The sequence below is a fragment of the Brevibacillus daliensis genome (assembly GCF_021245735.1).
GTDB lineage: Bacteria > Bacillota > Bacilli > Brevibacillales > Brevibacillaceae > Brevibacillus_B > Brevibacillus_B daliensis.
In genome coordinates this window covers 36,403-52,827 of sequence record NZ_JAJISB010000022.1, presented here as the reverse complement: position 1 = coordinate 52,827, position 16,425 = coordinate 36,403, and the positions used below count along the sequence as shown (strand labels likewise).

Sequence of the window (16,425 nt, the reverse complement as noted above, 5' to 3'; positions counted from 1 at the left end):
CTTTTTGTTTTAGATGATGATAAAACTAATTTGTAATACATTCACGTTACGTTAATGTTTAAGGTAATTCTATCGAAGTCTATTCGATGAAGCAGGTACTTCTATAGCGAAGTTTTTCATGCGTATCAGGAAGTAACCCTATGAAGTAATACTATCTGATACCGTAAGAAAAGGGGACAAAGATGAAAATAAAAGAAATTGCTGAGAGGCTAAACATTTCTACACGAGCCATTCGCTTTTATGAAGAAAAAGGATTAATCACTCCTTATAAACAGGAAAATAATCAATATCGTACCTTTACAGAGAAGGATGTTTGGCGTCTGCAAACGATTATTGCACTCAGGGAAGCGGGCATGACCACTCGGGATATTAAAAAAGCGTTACTTGAATTGGAAGGAGACAGTCATAAAGAATTGCAGTATTATCTGGAGCTGCAACGATCGGTAATGTTCTCCAAATGGCTGGAAATGAAACAAATTATTGAAACGACTGATTATATGATCGACCTGGTAAAAAATAAAAAGACCCTCCCAATAGAAGAGATTTTTAAACTGGCAGAAGGATCTAAAAGGTTAAAGGATCAGAGGAACACGTGGCACGATAAATGGAACTTTGATCGGATTGCCAGCATCCACGACCAGCGAGTACGAAACGAATATCAGGATTATGAAAAGGCACTGGAGCTTACGGTTAAATGGGTCTCTCCCATACAAAGTGAAATGGGTCTGGATATTGGGACAGGGACTGGGAATTTGGCAGGAAAATTAATGGCAAGAGGGGCAATAATGGCAGGAGTTGATCAGTCTAAAGAGATGTTAAAACAATGCCTTCAAAAATTCCCGGAGATGGAAACGAAGCTAGGGAACTTTCTCGCTATTCCTTATCTGGATGGAAGATTTGATTTTGTGGTTTCCAGTTTTGTATTTCATCATTTAACAACCGATCAGAAGTTATTAGCCATTGAAGAGATGCGTCGTGTATTGAAACCGCACGGGCGGATATGTATTACAGATGTCATGGTGGTAGAAGAGCAACACCATCACCATCACAATGCTGAAGATTACACGTCACTTACTGAATTGATAAGCTGGTTCGAAGAAAGAAGATATGTGACGAAGCATTATCAGCTTAACGAATTTCTCCATATTTTCTATGCTATTCCTATTAGATAAATAAATGATTGACCATCCCGTTACGTCAACTTATATCATTCGAGGAGAAACAGTTGATGAAAATAGAGGAGGTCTTTTTTTATGACGGATCATGCCCGTATCTATCAGGATCAAGCAGAAAAGTACCAGCTACTCATTTCAAAGCAACCTGGGCTTGTTGGAGTTATGGAAGAGATAAGAACGTGTAAAGGTCTGGACATTGTAGATATCGGAGCAGGTACAGGAAGGCTTACAACTGTGCTTGCTCCACAAGCAAAATCTATCACTGTCTTAGATGCTTCAGAAGCTATGCTACAAGTAACGGCGTCCAGATTAATAGAGGCTGGGCACACCAATTGGAGTACGAGAGTAGCAGATCATAGGAAGTTACCATTAGAAGATAATAGTGCCGATCTGATTGTTGCGGGCTGGACAATATGCTATTTAGCAAGTTCGAATGTCCCAAATTGGAAAGAGAATATGTATGATGTGATTGCAGAAATGAAGCGGGTCTTAAGACCAAATGGCAGTATCATTATTTTTGAAACAATGGGGACGGGAACTGAATTCCCAGATCCACCCGAATTTTTAAAGGCCTATTATACATGGTTAGTGGAAGAGGCTGGTTTTTCCCACAAGTGGATTAGATTAGACTATGAATTTGATAATACTCCCCAAGCGGAGGAGCTAACGAGATTCTTTTTTTGTGATGAAGTAGCGAATAAAGTACGAGAACAAAATCTAATTCGATTGCCTGAATGTGCAGGAATATGGTGGCTACATTTATAGTAAAAAATACAAAAGGCTGACATCCCTTCCTAAAGGGTGCCAGCCTGCTTCATTTTTTTATCATGGGAACCTACAATTGCCCTAAATCCGACTCCCTTTTTCCTTTGGAATCAGGAACGCAAAGAGAGAGGCAAGCAATCCGGCAAGTGCAAAAATAAAGAAGTTTATGGTTGTGTTCACTTTCCAGGTCAAGAGCAATCCACCGAGGATAGGTCCTGAGATAGCACCTAATCTACCAAAACCGAGTGCCCAACCAAGTGCGGTAGCGCGTGCATGAGTAGGAAAGTATTTTGTAATATAGGCATTCAGAATGAGCGTAGTCCCTATTGAACCGAATCCAGCAATACCGATTAATGTATACAGCAGGAACGTGGGCGGATTAATACTTAATAACGCAATGCTTACTGCGGCTAAGAAGTAAGAGATGGTAATTACCAGTTTGGACCCCCAATAATCTGAGGCTATCCCCCCGATTAGCCCGCCGATAGCAGCCGTAATGTTTAACATGACTAATAGCGATAAGCTAGAGCCAAGTGGATACCCTGCTTGGACCATTAGTTTAGGCAGCCACGTATTTAGTCCGTAAATCAGGAGTAAGCCCATGAAAAAGGTAATCCAAAAGTAGATGGTCGCTTTAAGATAGCCTTTGGAAAACAGAATGGTAACAGCGTTCCATTTGTTTTTGATAGCGGGTTGTTCTTCTATTATTTCTTCTTTGGGTATTTCCATCTGATATTTTTGGCAAATGGCTTGTGCCTGTTCCCTCCGATTACGAGATTGCAGAAAGCTGATTGATTCCGGTAACAACCAGATAAAGAATGGTACAAAGATGAGAGGGATCAGACCTAACCAGAATAAAAATCTCCAGCCATATTCATCTAAAAAAAACAAGGATAGCACCGCACCTAGTACCCCGCCGATTGGATAACCAGCATACATAATGGCATATGCTAATGAGTTAACGTTTTTAAGGAATTTTTTCCTATCAGATAAAGCTTAACGATTTCCTCTTCTCATTCTGTCATTTCTCCACACTTCTGTTATCATAAGACATACAGTAAATCCGCGTGGTTTATTGATTTCCTACTTAATTATTTTGATAAAAGGAGATCAGTCTGATGAGCTTTCGATTGACCCATAAGATTATTAAAGTGCTATGTGGCCGGATCTCTTATGAAAGAGGAAAAGCATACCACCGAGCTCAAAAAGTCATGATCACGAGTTACGATCCTGACGTTCAGCACTATGAAGCAACCATTTATGGGAAGGACAGCTACAATGTCACTGTAAATTTAGACCGTCATGGAAATGTAAACGCTACCTGTAGCTGTCCGTCCCTTTCTACCTATGAGCAATATTGTCAACATGTTGCTGCCGTGTTGATCAGCATGTACGATATGCATCAAACCGAGCAGCTCCCTATGCGGATCGAGAATTCCCCAGAAAGTTGTGAGGGGAATCTAATGGAACGTAGGACTCAATATGATTTAAGTCTCGGAGAAAAGGGCAATACCAAATCTATAACCACTCCGTCTGGAATATCTGAGGAAGATATCCGACTAACGAACAGGATTTTAGGGCTATTTGAATACCAACCAAGTCGTCCAAGCGGTAATCGATCTAACTTCGATACGAGAGAAGTCCTGGATGTTGAGTTCATCTGCAAACCGTTTCATTATGGCTATCGGAAGTACATGTTTGGTATTGAACTAAAAGTAGGGCCGAAGCGGCTATATATCGTCCAAAAACTAAGAGACTTTTTGATAAGTGTGGAACAGAGGAAACCATATCTTTTCACCAAACATTTCACCTATGATCCGAAACTCCATAGCTTTCAGAAGGAAAATGATGCAATCATTGGGCAGTTGATCCAGATCATGCACAATGAAAAAATGCTTCGGGAAACAGCAAGCGATTATTCCGTTCATGTTGCTAGCAAATGTGGAGAACGTATGCTTTTGATACCGCCATTTTCATGGGAAAAGCTTCTCCCGTTATTTAGAGTGGCACCGACTGTCAAGCTTGAGCATGATGATCGCACATTCGATGGAATTCATTTATCAGACGAACAGCTCCCCCTTCAATTTGAATTTCATGAAGCAGAGACAGAAGGGTATCAATTGGAAGTTCAGGGACTTAAGAAAATTACGGTTATGGAATCTTACGGGGTGATCCTTTCAGAAGGGAAAATCCTGAAGTCAAAGCCAGAGCAATGCAACCGATTAGCAGAAATCAAGCAGATGCTAGAATCATCCCGCAAGCATCAAATCCTGATTGCACCCGAGCAAATGGAGCCTTTCATGGAGAAGGTGATTCCTGGTCTAATTAAATTAGGCAACGTTCATATCGACCAAACAGTGTCGGAACGTCTTGTGCAGACTCCACTCAAAGCAAGGCTATATTTGGACCGAATACGTGAACGACTGCTTGCAGGTCTGGAGTTTCAATATGGCGACATCATACTTAATCCACTTGAGGGAAATGATCAGAAGCGGGGAACGGATCTTATCCTTATGCGAGATGGAGAGAAGGAACGGCGTATATTGGAGTTAATGGAACAAAGCTCTTTTGTCACCACAGAAAGTGGATACTTCATGGAGGATGAAGAGGCAGAATATGAATTTTTGTATCATATCGTACCTCAACTGGAGAAGCTCCTGAAGGTATATGTCAGTTCCGCAGTTAAAGTAAGACTCCATACAGGAAATCCCCCACCAAAAGTAACGGTAGATGTGGATAAAAGAACGGAATGGCTGGAGTTTTCCTTTGATATGGGAGGTATTCCCGACTCAGAGATCCGTAATTTACTGAAATCTCTTGAGGAAAAACGCAGATTCTATAAAATGCCTGACGGAGCACTCATGCCGTTGGAGGGTGCAGAGTTTCAACAGATTGTCAGAATGATGAACGAACTGGGTGTACATTATGGGGATGTTAAGGGGAGTGGATTCAGGCTTCCAGTTATTCGGGGACTTCATGTAATCGATTCCCATGAACAAGGAAAGGCAGTCAAATTGGGGAAATCATTTCGCAGGCTATTGGAAAATATGCGGAATCCAGACAATCTCGAGTTCCCTCTACCAAAAAGTCTGGCACCTATTCTTCGAGATTATCAGGTATATGGTTATCAGTGGATGAAGACGCTGGCTCATTATCGTTTTGGTGGAATCCTGGCAGATGAAATGGGTTTAGGAAAAACACTGCAAAGCATTTCCTTCATTGTATCCATACTGCCTGAGATTAGGGAGCAACAGCTACCAGCCTTAATAATCGCTCCTACATCGCTTGTGTACAACTGGCAAAATGAACTGAAAAAATTCGCGCCAGAAATTCGTACCGTTATTGCCGATGGAACAAAAGAGGAGCGAAGCCACGTGCTTCATGATTTATCTCATGTGGATGCTCTGATTACTTCCTACCCACTCTTACGAAGAGATATTGAGATGTATGCGAACCACTCTTTTCATACTCTCATTTTGGACGAGGCACAGTTCTTTAAGAATCACACGACTCAAACTGCACAAGCGGTAAAGTTGATCACCGCAAAATACAGATTTGCCCTCACTGGAACGCCAGTGGAGAATTCTTTAGAGGAGCTGTGGTCCATTTATGATGCGGTCTTCCCAGAGTTGTTCCGTAACAAAAAAACCTTCCATAACATAACGCGGGAAAATGTAGCGAAGCGAATTCGTCCGTTTATGCTGCGGCGTTTGAAGGTAGATGTGTTACGAGAATTACCGGATAAAATTGAAACTATACAAACCTCTGCACTTCTTGCCGACCAGAAAAAGCTATATGCAGCTTATTTGGCTAAGTTACAGCAGGAAACATTGAAGCATCTGAATGAGGATGGCTTTCAAAAACATCGGATCAAGATTCTTGCAGGTTTAACTCGGCTTCGCCAACTTTGCTGTCACCCTGCCCTGTTTGTTGAAGACTATGAGGGGAGTTCAGCCAAATTTGAGCAGCTTCTTGCGCTCGTGGAGGATTGCAGAAGTGCTGGGCGGAGAATGTTAGTTTTCTCTCAATTTACCCAGATGCTTGATTTGATTGGTAGAGAATTAGGCTATCAGGGCGTCCCCTTTTTCTATCTGGATGGGAAAACACCAGCGTCTGAACGTGTTGAATTGTGCAATCGATTTAACGAGGGTGAGCGTGATGTCTTTCTCATCTCGTTAAAAGCAGGTGGAAATGGTTTGAATCTGACTGGAGCAGACACGGTTATCCTGTATGACCTGTGGTGGAACCCTGCCGTCGAACAGCAGGCGACAGACCGTGCACATCGAATAGGTCAAAAAAATGTGGTTCAAGTCATTCGTTTTATCACACAAGGCACTGTGGAAGAAAAGATGTACGAACTCCAACAGAAAAAGAAAAACATGATCGAGGAAATCATTCAGCCGGGAGAGGAAGCAATTTCTACTCTGACCGAAGAGGATATCCGAGAGATTTTAATGATGTAATGAGACGCCTTGACCCAATTGCCAACGATGGGTCAAGGCGTTTTTATCCGTAATTGAATGTATTAACTTCGCTGTTATTTATCGGGAACAAGAAGCGAAACGAGAGCAACTTACAGTGAATACTTCGTTTTGAGCTTCCTTGGGTGAATAGTGCGGAGCGGACAGTCCAATCTCCTTGCGGGGCGAAGACTCTAGCGAAGAGTGAAAAGAGAAGCTGGTTTTCTCCACGATAGTAGGAAGAATCTAAAACATCCTGGCAAAAAAAGAAAGAGTAGAATCAAAACCATATATATGTAATGATTATAAAAACTGCTATTGAAACCCAAATCGAAAAACGGACTAGTCTATAGTGATTGTTTTTCACATAAATCAGGTTGCAATGAATGTAAGCGCATACATTTTGATATAGTAAAGAAAACACCATTGAAGCTGATTTCAAAAACGCTGGGTAATTCGTAGCAGGTGGTTTCCCTTCAAAACAGTTACAACAAACTTCTGATTTAGGAGGTGTTAATGTCTAGATCTGCATCATAATCATCATTCATTTTCAGCCATATTATTCCTAAATCATCTAATCCTCAAGCAATTCTTCCTAAAAAACGTTAACTACAAAACAATTTATTACCTGCTTTCCCTCTATAATTAATACTAACGCTTCGGCAAATCCATTGATATTACGCATCCTTGCGCGGAAGTGACACAGAAAATTCTGATAATATCACAACCTATTTTCACTATGAGGAAACAACAAAACAATTTGGTATGAGAAAAAGGGGAGGTATCACATGGGAATTCGTACAGGTGATCAATATATTGAAGGTCTGAGATCAAGACAGCCGGAAGTCTGGATGTCAGGGCGCAGAATTACGAATCTGGTGGATGAACCAGTTTTTCAACAACCTATTCTTGAAATGGCCAAACTATATGATATGCAGCATGATCCTGCCTATCAAGATAAAATCACGCATGTTTGTGAAGAAACGGGAGAGCGGGTAAATAACTCCTTCCTCGTTCCTAAAAACTATGAGGATTTGCAAAAACGCAGAGCAATTTTTGAAGCTTATGCGAGAGCAACCTTTGGACTGATGGGGAGGACCCCTGATTTTCTAAATGTTGTAGTTACCTCGATGGCTAGTAATTCCAATTTCCTTGATAAATACAATAAAGACTGGTCAGAAAACATCAATAATTACTATCGCCATATTCGCGATAACGATCTGTTCTTAACCCATGCGATTATCAATCCGCAGAACGACCGAAGCAAGTCTTCTCATGAACAGAAAGACACGTTTACCCATTTGGGTGCAGTGAAAGAGACGCCGGAAGGACTGGTTGTGCGAGGAGCAAAAATGCTGGCAACTCTTGCACCAATCACAGACGAAGTAATTGTGTACTCTTTCCCAGGCTTCAAGCCGGGTGACGAACGTTATGCCCTTGCCTTCGCAATTCCTATTGATACGCCAGGTCTACGCATTCTGTGCCGTGAGCCTATGCAAGATGGTACAAGATCGTTGTTTGACCATCCAATAGCATCCCGATTTGAAGAGATGGATGCAGTTCTCGTGTTCCATGATGTGTTAATTCCATGGAATCGTGTCTTCCTTTATAACAATGTGGAAGCAGCTAACCTACTCTATCCGAAAACAGGTATTGCCCAACAGCCAGCTCATCAATCCGGCATTCGTGGTTTAGTGAAGCTTCAATTTGCAGCAGAAGTAGCTTGTAAGGTAGCGGACTCCATTGGGGTGGACGTATTTTTAAATGTTCAGGATCAACTAGGTGAATTAATTCAATCCGTAGAAACCATTCGAGCTTTGTTACGGGTGGCAGAGTACGAATTTGAATTGAATCCATTAGGAGAAGCAATGCCATCTGCGGCTGCTCTGGAAACTATCCGTGGATTGATGCCAAACGTATACCCTCGCGCCATTGAAGTAATTCAAATCATTGGTGCAGGCGGATTGCTCATGTCACCAACAGGAGCTGACTTCGAGCATCCAGAGTTAGCGGAAGATATGGAGCAATTCTATGTTGGTAAAGAAGGAGTATCAGGAGAGGAGCGGGTTCGTCTGTTTAAGCTGGCGTGGGATCTGTGTGGGGAAGCGTTCGGTCAACGACTTCTGCAATACGAGAGATACTACACAGGTGACCCACTTCGAAAAAGAGCTATTTTCTATAATGCTTTTAAACGTAACCATTCATTCGAAATGGTTGACGAAGCATTAAACATTGCTGATGTGAAAAAAATTGTAACAACTACCTAATTGCTATGTAGGGTAAGCAGTTGCAGGAGAACACTCTATCTATACACGAGTGTTCTCTCCTTTTATAAACGATTAGCGTCCATAAAGAACATGGAGAAACATAGATTCAGTTGTACATTACATGCAATCGGAGGTGGAGAAAATGATCATGTCGGCAGAGAAAATCGTGTCATTACCCAGTTCAGTTATTGCCATTGGTGCCTTCGATGGAGTACATCAAGGACATCAGGAAGTGATTAACCAAACCGTTCGCAGAAGCAAAATACTAGGCGTACCCAGTGTGGTATATACGTTTGATCCACCTCCGCGTTGTTTTTTCAAACGAGTCCGAATGTTAACCACGGTTGAGGAGAAGATAGAACGGATTCTCTCGCTTGGAATAGACCATATTGTGATAGCTAACTTCGATGAGGTGTATACCAAACGCAAGTCACTAGATTTCGTTACAGATTTAACTAGGTTAGCCCCCAAAGAACTATTGGTTGGCAAAGATTTTCGCTTTGGAAGGAACAGGGAAGGGGATATCAATCTTCTTTCTGAGTACTTCCCTGTGAGAATCACCGAGCCTGTTTATTGCCCAGACGGACAGATGATATCATCTACTAGAATACGGCAATTACTATCACAAGGTGATATCCAAAAGTCTTGTGTACTACTGGGATGGTAACTTATTCATACCAAAATGATTCCTAAGGAGGTTCACATGGTTCAGAACACCGTGCAGTTAAAAGTTAACTGGGGAGATACGGATATGGCAGGCATAATTTATTATCCGAACTACTTTAAGTGGTTTGATATCGGGAGCTTAACTTTAGTTAACGAGCTTGGCCTATCTGTCATTAATTTAATGCAAGAAGATAAGATTGGACTTCCGCTTTTGGATGCTGGTTGCCGATTCCGTAAGGCTCTTTTATATAACGATGAGATTAGGGTAGTTTCACGAGTTACTGAAGTAAATGAAAAAACATTCAGAGTGGAGCATGAAGTATATCGAAACGATGAAATGACGGGGAACGGTCATGAACTGCGCGGTTGGGTTCAATTTGACGAATTTGGTAATTTGAAAGCTGTGCCGATTCCTGATGAGGTTAGAAAATTACTAACAGAAGATAAAGTGCTGTCCACGTAGATCCCCCCTTCTTACCTGACCAATAGGTTAGTCCACTTGCGAAGGCAGGCTAAAGATAGCTAAAAGCCTGCCTTGTCATCATACTAACATCATTACTTACGAAATGAATTTTATTAACTCTCACGGAGAAAACTGTGTAATCGCTCGATATCATTAATAACGATGGTCCGATTGGATACCGTTACAATGTCAGCTTGTTCCCATTGCCGGAGAATCTTATAGACGGTAATTCTTGATTTCCCAATGTAATTTGAGAGTGTGATCTGGTTTATTACAATTTTGGGGTTTGCATTTTTTTGATACAGCCTTAATAGAAAAAAAGCTAGTTTTTGTTCACAGGAGCGATTTTCCTGCGATACAATCTCAGCAAGTAGACGCTGTTTTTTAATGAGGGAGCTGAGAAAGATATCAATGGCTTGACTATGTTCCTGGCAGAGTGAGTGAAATGCTTCATTAGAAAAATAAAATAGTGTAGATGGTTTCGTCACAAAAGCCGAGGAAAAGAAAGGCTCTTTTTTTATACCTGCTTCCCCTACTAATTCACCAGGATAAATGATATCAATGGTACGCTCGTCCCCTTTTTTTGAGACTAGCATAATTTTCACTTCTCCATCAGCCAGGTAATAAAAGCCGGTCCCTACATCTCCTTGGCGAAACAATGTTGCTTTTGGCTTGTATAATTTCTTGACTCCCTTAGATAAATACGGCTCCCACGCATACTTTTGCTGATTCATATGCTTTCACCTCACGCAATATTTGGGGGAAACGTTAAATAGGTAACGCGATTTAAAACTGATAATTTTTAACAGTAAGATAAATTATAAGAGTATCAAGCTAGACTGTAAACAATCAACAGGAGGTGATGGAGATGAAACAGATTCGTTTTCATGGTCGCGGTGGTCAGGGGGCGGTTATGGCATCAGAATTATTGTGCCATGCACTTGTACATGAGGGGAACTACGGGCAATCAATTCCTGCGTATGGATTTGAACGTCGAGGTGCTCCACTTGAAGCATTCGTTAAGCTAGATGATAAACCAATCCGCGAGAGAACACAGGTGTATGAGCCAGATGGAATTATCGTTCTCGATTCGTCGCTTATCGCTCAACTTCCCGTCTTCAATGGAATACAGAAAGATGGATTTGCGATCCTCAATACCCGTAAAACGATAGCGTTGGATGATATTCCACAGGAAGTAGTCACATTGGCAACTGTTGATGCCAATCGAATAGCGCTGGATGTTTTTCATGCACCGATTACTAACACCATTTTATTGGGGGCATTTGCTCAAGCAACCAAGCTGGTATCCTTACAATCTCTTTCGGAATGTATTGAGAGTAATTTTCCTCGAAAGATAGTCGAGAAAAATCTAGTAGCAGTCGCTCGTGGTTATCACGAGGTTCAGGTTATAAGCAGGAATACTCCCTTACGAAAGGTGGATTGAGAAAAGATGAGTACGCCAAAAGTGCCAAATAAACTATATCAGCTTACTGGTGATCATGTTGCTTCGGTTGGAAAAGGTTTATACGTCGTTAATACCGGACTTTGGCGTTATCAACGTCCAGTCACTGATCCGGATTTATGCAAACGGTGTTCTGCCTGTTATATGTATTGTCCTGTAGGATGTAAGGTTGAATTAAACACTCACTATGATACAAATCTTGATTGGTGCAAGGGCTGTGGAATATGTGTCGAGGTTTGTCCAGCGAATGCGATTACCATGTTTGAAGAGGTAGGTGAAGACTAATGGGAAAAATAGATGTTTTAAACGGGAATAAAGCGGCGGCATGGGGAGCAAAACTCTCACGTGTCTCTCTCTTAGCAGCATATCCCATTACTCCGCAGACGCCTTTGGTAGAATATCTGGCCACGTTTGTCTCCGATGGAGAGATTGACGCTGATCTGGTAGAGGTGGAGAGCGAGCATACGGCACTAAGTGTTCTGCAAGGCGGAGTTTTTGCAGGTGCGAGGACGTTTACAGGCACTAGCTCACAGGGACTAGCATTAATGTATGAGCCTTACATTCGCACCAGTACGATGCGCCTACCTATTGTCATGGCGCTTGTGACCAGAGAGGTTATTTCCCCACAAACCGTTTGGGGCGGACAACAAGATGCTATTACAGTAAGAGAAGCGGGCTGGATTCAAATCTGGTGTGAAAGTAATCAGGAGGTGCTCGATACCGTTATTCAAGCATATAAAATAGCAGAAAACAAAGGGGTACTGCTTCCTGTTAATGTCTGCTATGACGGCTTTTCCTTATCTCATATGGCTGAGCGTGTTGACATTCCTGAACAGGAAATTGTTGATACCTTCCTGCCAAAACCCGATATTACCCACGTGAAGCTCGATCCAGAAGAGCCAATGGCGGTCGATCCCCTAACAGCGGGTCCAATGCTTACGGAATACCGACATAAACAAGTTACAGCTATGAAATATGCACGTGAAGTGATTGAAGAAGTTCGTCAGGAGTGGCTCCAGTTGTTTGGTAGAGATCATGGTGGAATGGTTGATGTCTACAGAATGGAAGATGCTGAGAGTGCGATTGTTTGTATGGGCAGTCCAGCAGGTACGTCACGAGTGGCTATTGATGAGATGCGTGAACATGGCATCAAGGTAGGCATGGTACGCATCCGTGTCTTACGTCCATTCCCGATTGAAGAGGTAACGCAATTGTTGTCTCAAGTAAAAGCGATTGGAACGATTGACCGTAACGTATCGTTTGCAGCGGGCTTTGGAACCAGCTATCTGGAGCTGAAAACCGCATTTGGTGGCAAAACAATGCCTCCGATGATCGACTTTATCGGTGGTTTAGGTGGTTCAGATGTAACGATGGATCAAATTAAGCAGGCTATCGTGATTACGCAATATGTAGGTCAAGGTGGTCAGTATCGCGATGTAACCTGGTTTGGTCTTGATGAAGTGAATATCCAGGAGTTATTTGAACAATCGCCTCAAGAGGAGAAGGAGGGGATCTTATAATGAATACGAGTGACAGCAAAAATTATTCAACCCAGCCCAAAGGGGCAAAACCTACGCTGGTTAAGAAAGATTCTTTCTTTACTAAAAAGCGGTTTGAATTCATTTTTCGCGAAGAAAAAAAGATCAAGGAAGCTTATTACGATGTTATCAGACAGGAGGATTTACTATCGCCGGGGAATTCTGCCTGTCTAGGATGCCACGCTGAACTTGCACTACGTACCACCTTGCGAATTCTTGGTCCTAACACGATTCTGGCGATTCCACCTGGTTGTATGGGTGGGATTGGGGTAGTTGGTTTCCAAGGCGGATCAGGTGCCAAGATCCCTGTGTTTTTCCCTCTATTAGATAATACAGCAGCGATGCTTTCTGGAATTAAGCGTCAATATCAGCGTGAGGGTCGCGATGTGAATGTAGTAGCTTTTGCCGGAGATGGTGGTACGGCTGACGCAGGTTTCCAATCACTATCTGGTGCAGCAGAGCGTGGGGAGAATATCATCTATATCTGTTATGACAATGAAGCGTACATGAATACTGGAGTGCAGCGCAGCGGTACTACTCCAAAATGGTCGTGGACTCAAACCACACCAGTTGGTGAAAAAGGAAACGGTAAATCGCAAAAAGGTAAAGATATGCCAATGATTATGGCGGCTCATAATATTCCGTATGTAGCCACTGCCAATCCTTCTTTCTTACCTGATTATATCGAGAAGTTAAAAAAGGCGATGCAGGTCAAAAATGGCATGTCCTATATCCACCTCTATTCTGGTTGTCCAACTGGTTGGAAATTCCCGACAGAAAAAACAATCGAAGTAGGAAGATTAGCTGTCGAAACCAATCTTTATCCGTTATGGGAATGTGTAGATGGCAAGTTCCGAATGACTCACGAAGTAAAAAGACGTACTCCGATTCAAGAGTATACTCGATCCATGCAAAAGTATGCTCATTTAAAGGATGAAGAAATTAGCCAACTACAATACTCAGTTGATCAAAATTACAGAAAACTTAAAAACCTATGCAAAATAACATAGAGTCTGTCGGTTCCTACCACGTTGAGATAGATGCAACGGCTCATGCATGGAGAATGCCGTTCGTCTGGCTCTTTGAGAAGTTATTTCGAGCAGGAGATGCTGTAAGGCTCGGTAAGACAACCTTGTATGTTAAAGATGCAGAGGGAAAAGTCATTCACGAAGAGTATCACGGAAAAAGCCGAAAAACGGCTTGGTATCGCCAACTGGAGATTGAACAACATATGAAAAAAATGTCTTCAAATGAGTTCGAAAAATGGTTAAAAGGAGGAAAGTAGAATGGGTATTTCTACAATAAATCTGTTAGGGGATCTCTTGGGAAGTATTGTGAGCGGAGAGATTGAAGTAATTGATTTGGCGCAGCCACTTAACGAAAACACACCTGTGATTCAATTGCCAGAACCATTTGCCAATACGGCAGGGTTCAAATATAACCGTTTATCTACGTATGATGAGACAGGGCCAGCCTGGTATTGGAACGACTTTTCGATGGGTGAGCATGTTGGGACGCATTTTGACGCGCCTAATCATTGGATTTCTGGTAAAGGAAAAGATGGGGTCGATTCCATTCCAGCCAAAAAAATGATTGGGGAAGCATGTGTCATTAATGTCACAAAGAAATGCGAAGAGAATCCCGATTATCTGCTTACGATAGAAGATATTTTGAGATTTGAAGAAGAACATGGTTCCATTCCGGAGAATGCGTGGATCATATTGCATACAGGTTGGGGCAAATATGGACAGGATCATGAAAAGTTTTTTAATATAGGTGAAGATGGTCAGCCCCATACCCCTGGTTTTTCGAAGGAGGCTTCTCGCTTCCTTGCCAACGACAGAGAGATTCTGGGTGTAGGTGTAGAAACGGTTGGGACTGATGCAGGAATGGCAGGAACGTTTGATCCACCTTTCCCGAATCATTATTATATGCACGAAGCAGGACGGTATGGACTTTCTCAATTAACGAACGTTGATAAGCTCCCAACTAGAGGTGCGATCATTATTGCAACACCATTAAAAATTACTGAAGGCAGTGGAAGTCCAATTCGACCTATTGCCTTGGTAGCTCGTCAGAAATAAGTTCATATTGTATATGAGGTCTACTTTATATATTCGGAATATTATGTAATAAAGGAGGCGATACGATATGGAAACACATATCAGTCATACTGATACGTTCAAGGCAATCATGGGTAGTTATCCAACAGGGGTAACTATCATTACCACAACAGATCTGGAAGGGAATCCAGCCGGATTGACCGCTAATTCGTTTACCTCGGTATCAATTAGTCCATTGCTTGTATTGTTCTGTGTGGATGAAAAAGCTGGATCTTTAAGCGCTTTTAGAGAATCAGGCAGATTCGCTGTACATGTACTGGCAGAAGATCAACAAGAGATATGCTGGCGTTTTGCAAGCAGAGAACCAAATAAATTTAATGACGTGAAGTGGTCACTGTCAGAAAGAAAGCTTCCTGTATTGCCTGATTGCGCAGGTTTGATGGAATGTAAAACAGTAAATGTAGTAGAAGCAGGCGACCACACCATTTTTATTGGTGAAGTGGAACACATCGAAAAAACAGATAATGAACCTCTTCTCTATTTCCGAAGAAAAGTGGGGAGTATCCCGGCAAATTGGAACGAGTAAAGCCACATCTTTGTTACAGGCTACCAGGATGGATACATCAAGTTTTAGGCACATAACCTCTATAGTAAGGTCCATAAATACGAAAGAAGCCAGAATTCTAGTAAAAGAGCTCTGGCTTTTTAGTAGTATCAGCAAGTAAATGATATGATCCACAGACGCAGGAATCTTGTATCGTTTCTTGAATATATAAGTAGCACTGCTGATTATACAGGATCTTACTCGGATAAAGTTCGGGCATGGTGGTGTAATGGGAAAAGTAGATGAATATAACCTACATACATACCTTTAATAGTTAGAATTTTCCGTTATATATTCGATCATGAGGAGGGCGTGAAATGTCTCTTATCTTGAACAATATACATCAGGAACAAAATGTTTCGTGGCAAACCTATCTTGCATATGGAGAGCGGCAGTATATCAAACAGAAATCAGTAATTTATTCGCAAGGTCAAATCGGTACGGGATTCTATTATTTAGATACAGGATTAGTAAAAATCGTTGCTACTACACCAGAGGGAAACCAGAAGATTTTAGATATTCATGGGGAAGGTAAGCTGTTTGGCGAACAAGCCATGGACCAGTTAGCCTACTTCTCGTCTGCCATAGCGATTAAAAATACTGTGCTTTATTATTTTTCGCTGGAGACATTTCGGGAAATTATTCAATTGTACCCTGAGTTTCTGCCCCTTTTTGTTGATTCTGTTGTTCAGAAGATGCGGATATTAAGTGAAGATATTTTGCTGAAAACATTTACAGCTGAGCAGTATATTGCTTTTTCTATAGAAAAGCTGAGAATGGTGTATCAATCCAATGAGATATCCATTACCCAGCAAGATATAGCTAATTGTACGGGATTAACTCGTATTACCGTATATAAGATTTTGAAGAAATGGAAAGAGAACAGCTTAATTGATATACAGAACAGAAAGATCATCATTAAGGATAAGGAAGAGCTAAACCGGATTTTTTTATAGTGGGAG

Annotated in this window: 15 protein-coding genes and 1 pseudogene; 14 read left to right on the top strand and 2 right to left on the bottom strand. The window is 41.7% G+C overall.

Annotated features, from left to right (window positions below):
* The first annotated feature begins 182 nt into the window (after positions 1-182).
* Both LM917_RS15755 and LM917_RS15750 read left to right on the top strand, forming a co-directional pair.
* Positions 183-1,172 (top strand): MerR family transcriptional regulator, encoded by a 990-nt coding sequence (locus tag LM917_RS15755; protein WP_232698496.1) that lies wholly within the window; start codon positions 183-185, stop codon positions 1,170-1,172.
* 81 nt (positions 1,173-1,253) lie between these two features.
* Positions 1,254-1,940, top strand: a complete 687-nt coding sequence (locus LM917_RS15750; protein ID WP_232698495.1) for a class I SAM-dependent methyltransferase — start codon at positions 1,254-1,256, stop codon at positions 1,938-1,940.
* A gap of 81 nt (positions 1,941-2,021) precedes the next feature.
* On the opposite strand, the pseudogene LM917_RS15745 reads toward LM917_RS15750, so the two are convergent.
* Positions 2,022-2,885: pseudogene (locus LM917_RS15745) on the bottom strand (MFS transporter); the annotation flags it as partial.
* Between the two features lie 173 nt (positions 2,886-3,058).
* On the opposite strand from LM917_RS15745, the gene LM917_RS15740 reads away from it, so the two are divergent.
* From LM917_RS15740 to LM917_RS15725, 4 genes are all read left to right on the top strand, one after another.
* Positions 3,059-6,403, top strand: coding sequence for a DEAD/DEAH box helicase (locus LM917_RS15740; protein ID WP_232698492.1), 3,345 nt, complete (start codon positions 3,059-3,061; stop codon positions 6,401-6,403).
* A gap of 785 nt (positions 6,404-7,188) precedes the next feature.
* On the top strand, positions 7,189-8,667 hold the full coding sequence (locus LM917_RS15735) for a 4-hydroxyphenylacetate 3-hydroxylase family protein (protein ID WP_232698490.1): 1,479 nt from the start codon (positions 7,189-7,191) through the stop codon (positions 8,665-8,667).
* Between the two features lie 142 nt (positions 8,668-8,809).
* Entirely contained in the window at positions 8,810-9,334 is a 525-nt protein-coding gene (locus LM917_RS15730) for an FAD synthetase (RefSeq protein ID WP_373688793.1), read from the top strand.
* A 36-nt stretch (positions 9,335-9,370) separates the two neighbouring features.
* Complete coding sequence (locus LM917_RS15725; RefSeq protein WP_232698488.1) at positions 9,371-9,796, top strand: acyl-CoA thioesterase; 426 nt, start codon at positions 9,371-9,373, stop codon at positions 9,794-9,796.
* A 113-nt stretch (positions 9,797-9,909) separates the two neighbouring features.
* On the opposite strand, the gene LM917_RS15720 is transcribed toward LM917_RS15725, so the two are convergent.
* Positions 9,910-10,530, bottom strand: coding sequence for a Crp/Fnr family transcriptional regulator (locus LM917_RS15720; protein ID WP_232698487.1), 621 nt, complete (start codon positions 10,528-10,530; stop codon positions 9,910-9,912).
* Positions 10,531-10,664: 134 nt separating this feature from the next.
* Here LM917_RS15720 and LM917_RS15715 point away from each other — a divergent pair, with 134 nt between their 5' ends.
* The 8 genes from LM917_RS15715 to LM917_RS15680 all read left to right on the top strand — a co-directional run bounded on the left by LM917_RS15715 (position 10,665) and on the right by LM917_RS15680 (position 16,419).
* On the top strand, positions 10,665-11,240 hold the full coding sequence (locus tag LM917_RS15715) for a 2-oxoacid:acceptor oxidoreductase subunit gamma family protein (RefSeq protein ID WP_232698486.1): 576 nt from the start codon (positions 10,665-10,667) through the stop codon (positions 11,238-11,240).
* 6 nt (positions 11,241-11,246) lie between these two features.
* Positions 11,247-11,543 carry a 4Fe-4S binding protein gene (locus tag LM917_RS15710; protein ID WP_232698485.1) on the top strand — a complete coding sequence of 99 codons (297 nt, stop codon included), beginning with the start codon at positions 11,247-11,249 and terminating at the stop codon, positions 11,541-11,543.
* Positions 11,543-12,778, top strand: coding sequence for a phenylglyoxylate dehydrogenase (locus LM917_RS15705; RefSeq protein ID WP_232698484.1), 1,236 nt, complete (start codon positions 11,543-11,545; stop codon positions 12,776-12,778). Before LM917_RS15710 ends, LM917_RS15705 begins: the two co-directional genes overlap by 1 nt.
* Positions 12,778-13,806 carry a thiamine pyrophosphate-dependent enzyme gene (locus LM917_RS15700; RefSeq protein WP_232698483.1) on the top strand — a complete coding sequence of 343 codons (1,029 nt, stop codon included), beginning with the start codon at positions 12,778-12,780 and terminating at the stop codon, positions 13,804-13,806. Before LM917_RS15705 ends, LM917_RS15700 begins: the two co-directional genes overlap by 1 nt.
* Entirely contained in the window at positions 13,791-14,081 is a 291-nt protein-coding gene (locus LM917_RS15695) for a hypothetical protein (RefSeq protein WP_232698482.1), read from the top strand. Before LM917_RS15700 ends, LM917_RS15695 begins: the two co-directional genes overlap by 16 nt.
* A 1-nt stretch (position 14,082) precedes the next feature.
* Complete coding sequence (locus LM917_RS15690) at positions 14,083-14,880, top strand: cyclase family protein (protein WP_232698481.1); 798 nt, start codon at positions 14,083-14,085, stop codon at positions 14,878-14,880.
* Positions 14,881-14,947: 67 nt separating this feature from the next.
* Positions 14,948-15,445 carry a flavin reductase family protein gene (locus LM917_RS15685; RefSeq protein WP_232698480.1) on the top strand — a complete coding sequence of 166 codons (498 nt, stop codon included), beginning with the start codon at positions 14,948-14,950 and terminating at the stop codon, positions 15,443-15,445.
* Positions 15,446-15,780: 335 nt separating this feature from the next.
* Positions 15,781-16,419, top strand: coding sequence for a Crp/Fnr family transcriptional regulator (locus LM917_RS15680; RefSeq protein WP_232698479.1), 639 nt, complete (start codon positions 15,781-15,783; stop codon positions 16,417-16,419).
* Positions 16,420-16,425: the final 6 nt, after the last annotated feature.

What these genes read in the sequence shown, in the direction of transcription:
- LM917_RS15740 (WP_232698492.1), top strand. Translation starts at nt 3,059, where the DNA reads ATGAGCTTTCGATTGACCCATAAGATTATTAAAGTGCTATGTGGCCGG.
- LM917_RS15710 (WP_232698485.1), top strand. Translation starts at nt 11,247, where the DNA reads ATGAGTACGCCAAAAGTGCCAAATAAACTATATCAGCTTACTGGTGAT.
- LM917_RS15725 (WP_232698488.1), top strand. Translation starts at nt 9,371, where the DNA reads ATGGTTCAGAACACCGTGCAGTTAAAAGTTAACTGGGGAGATACGGAT.
- LM917_RS15720 (WP_232698487.1), bottom strand. Translation starts at nt 10,530, where the DNA reads ATGAATCAGCAAAAGTATGCGTGGGAGCCGTATTTATCTAAGGGAGTC.
- LM917_RS15750 (WP_232698495.1), top strand. Translation starts at nt 1,254, where the DNA reads ATGACGGATCATGCCCGTATCTATCAGGATCAAGCAGAAAAGTACCAG.
- LM917_RS15755 (WP_232698496.1), top strand. Translation starts at nt 183, where the DNA reads ATGAAAATAAAAGAAATTGCTGAGAGGCTAAACATTTCTACACGAGCC.
- LM917_RS15680 (WP_232698479.1), top strand. Translation starts at nt 15,781, where the DNA reads ATGTCTCTTATCTTGAACAATATACATCAGGAACAAAATGTTTCGTGG.
- LM917_RS15685 (WP_232698480.1), top strand. Translation starts at nt 14,948, where the DNA reads ATGGAAACACATATCAGTCATACTGATACGTTCAAGGCAATCATGGGT.
- LM917_RS15730 (WP_373688793.1), top strand. Translation starts at nt 8,810, where the DNA reads ATGATCATGTCGGCAGAGAAAATCGTGTCATTACCCAGTTCAGTTATT.
- LM917_RS15715 (WP_232698486.1), top strand. Translation starts at nt 10,665, where the DNA reads ATGAAACAGATTCGTTTTCATGGTCGCGGTGGTCAGGGGGCGGTTATG.
- LM917_RS15705 (WP_232698484.1), top strand. Translation starts at nt 11,543, where the DNA reads ATGGGAAAAATAGATGTTTTAAACGGGAATAAAGCGGCGGCATGGGGA.
- LM917_RS15690 (WP_232698481.1), top strand. Translation starts at nt 14,083, where the DNA reads ATGGGTATTTCTACAATAAATCTGTTAGGGGATCTCTTGGGAAGTATT.
- LM917_RS15700 (WP_232698483.1), top strand. Translation starts at nt 12,778, where the DNA reads ATGAATACGAGTGACAGCAAAAATTATTCAACCCAGCCCAAAGGGGCA.
- LM917_RS15735 (WP_232698490.1), top strand. Translation starts at nt 7,189, where the DNA reads ATGGGAATTCGTACAGGTGATCAATATATTGAAGGTCTGAGATCAAGA.
- LM917_RS15695 (WP_232698482.1), top strand. Translation starts at nt 13,791, where the DNA reads ATGCAAAATAACATAGAGTCTGTCGGTTCCTACCACGTTGAGATAGAT.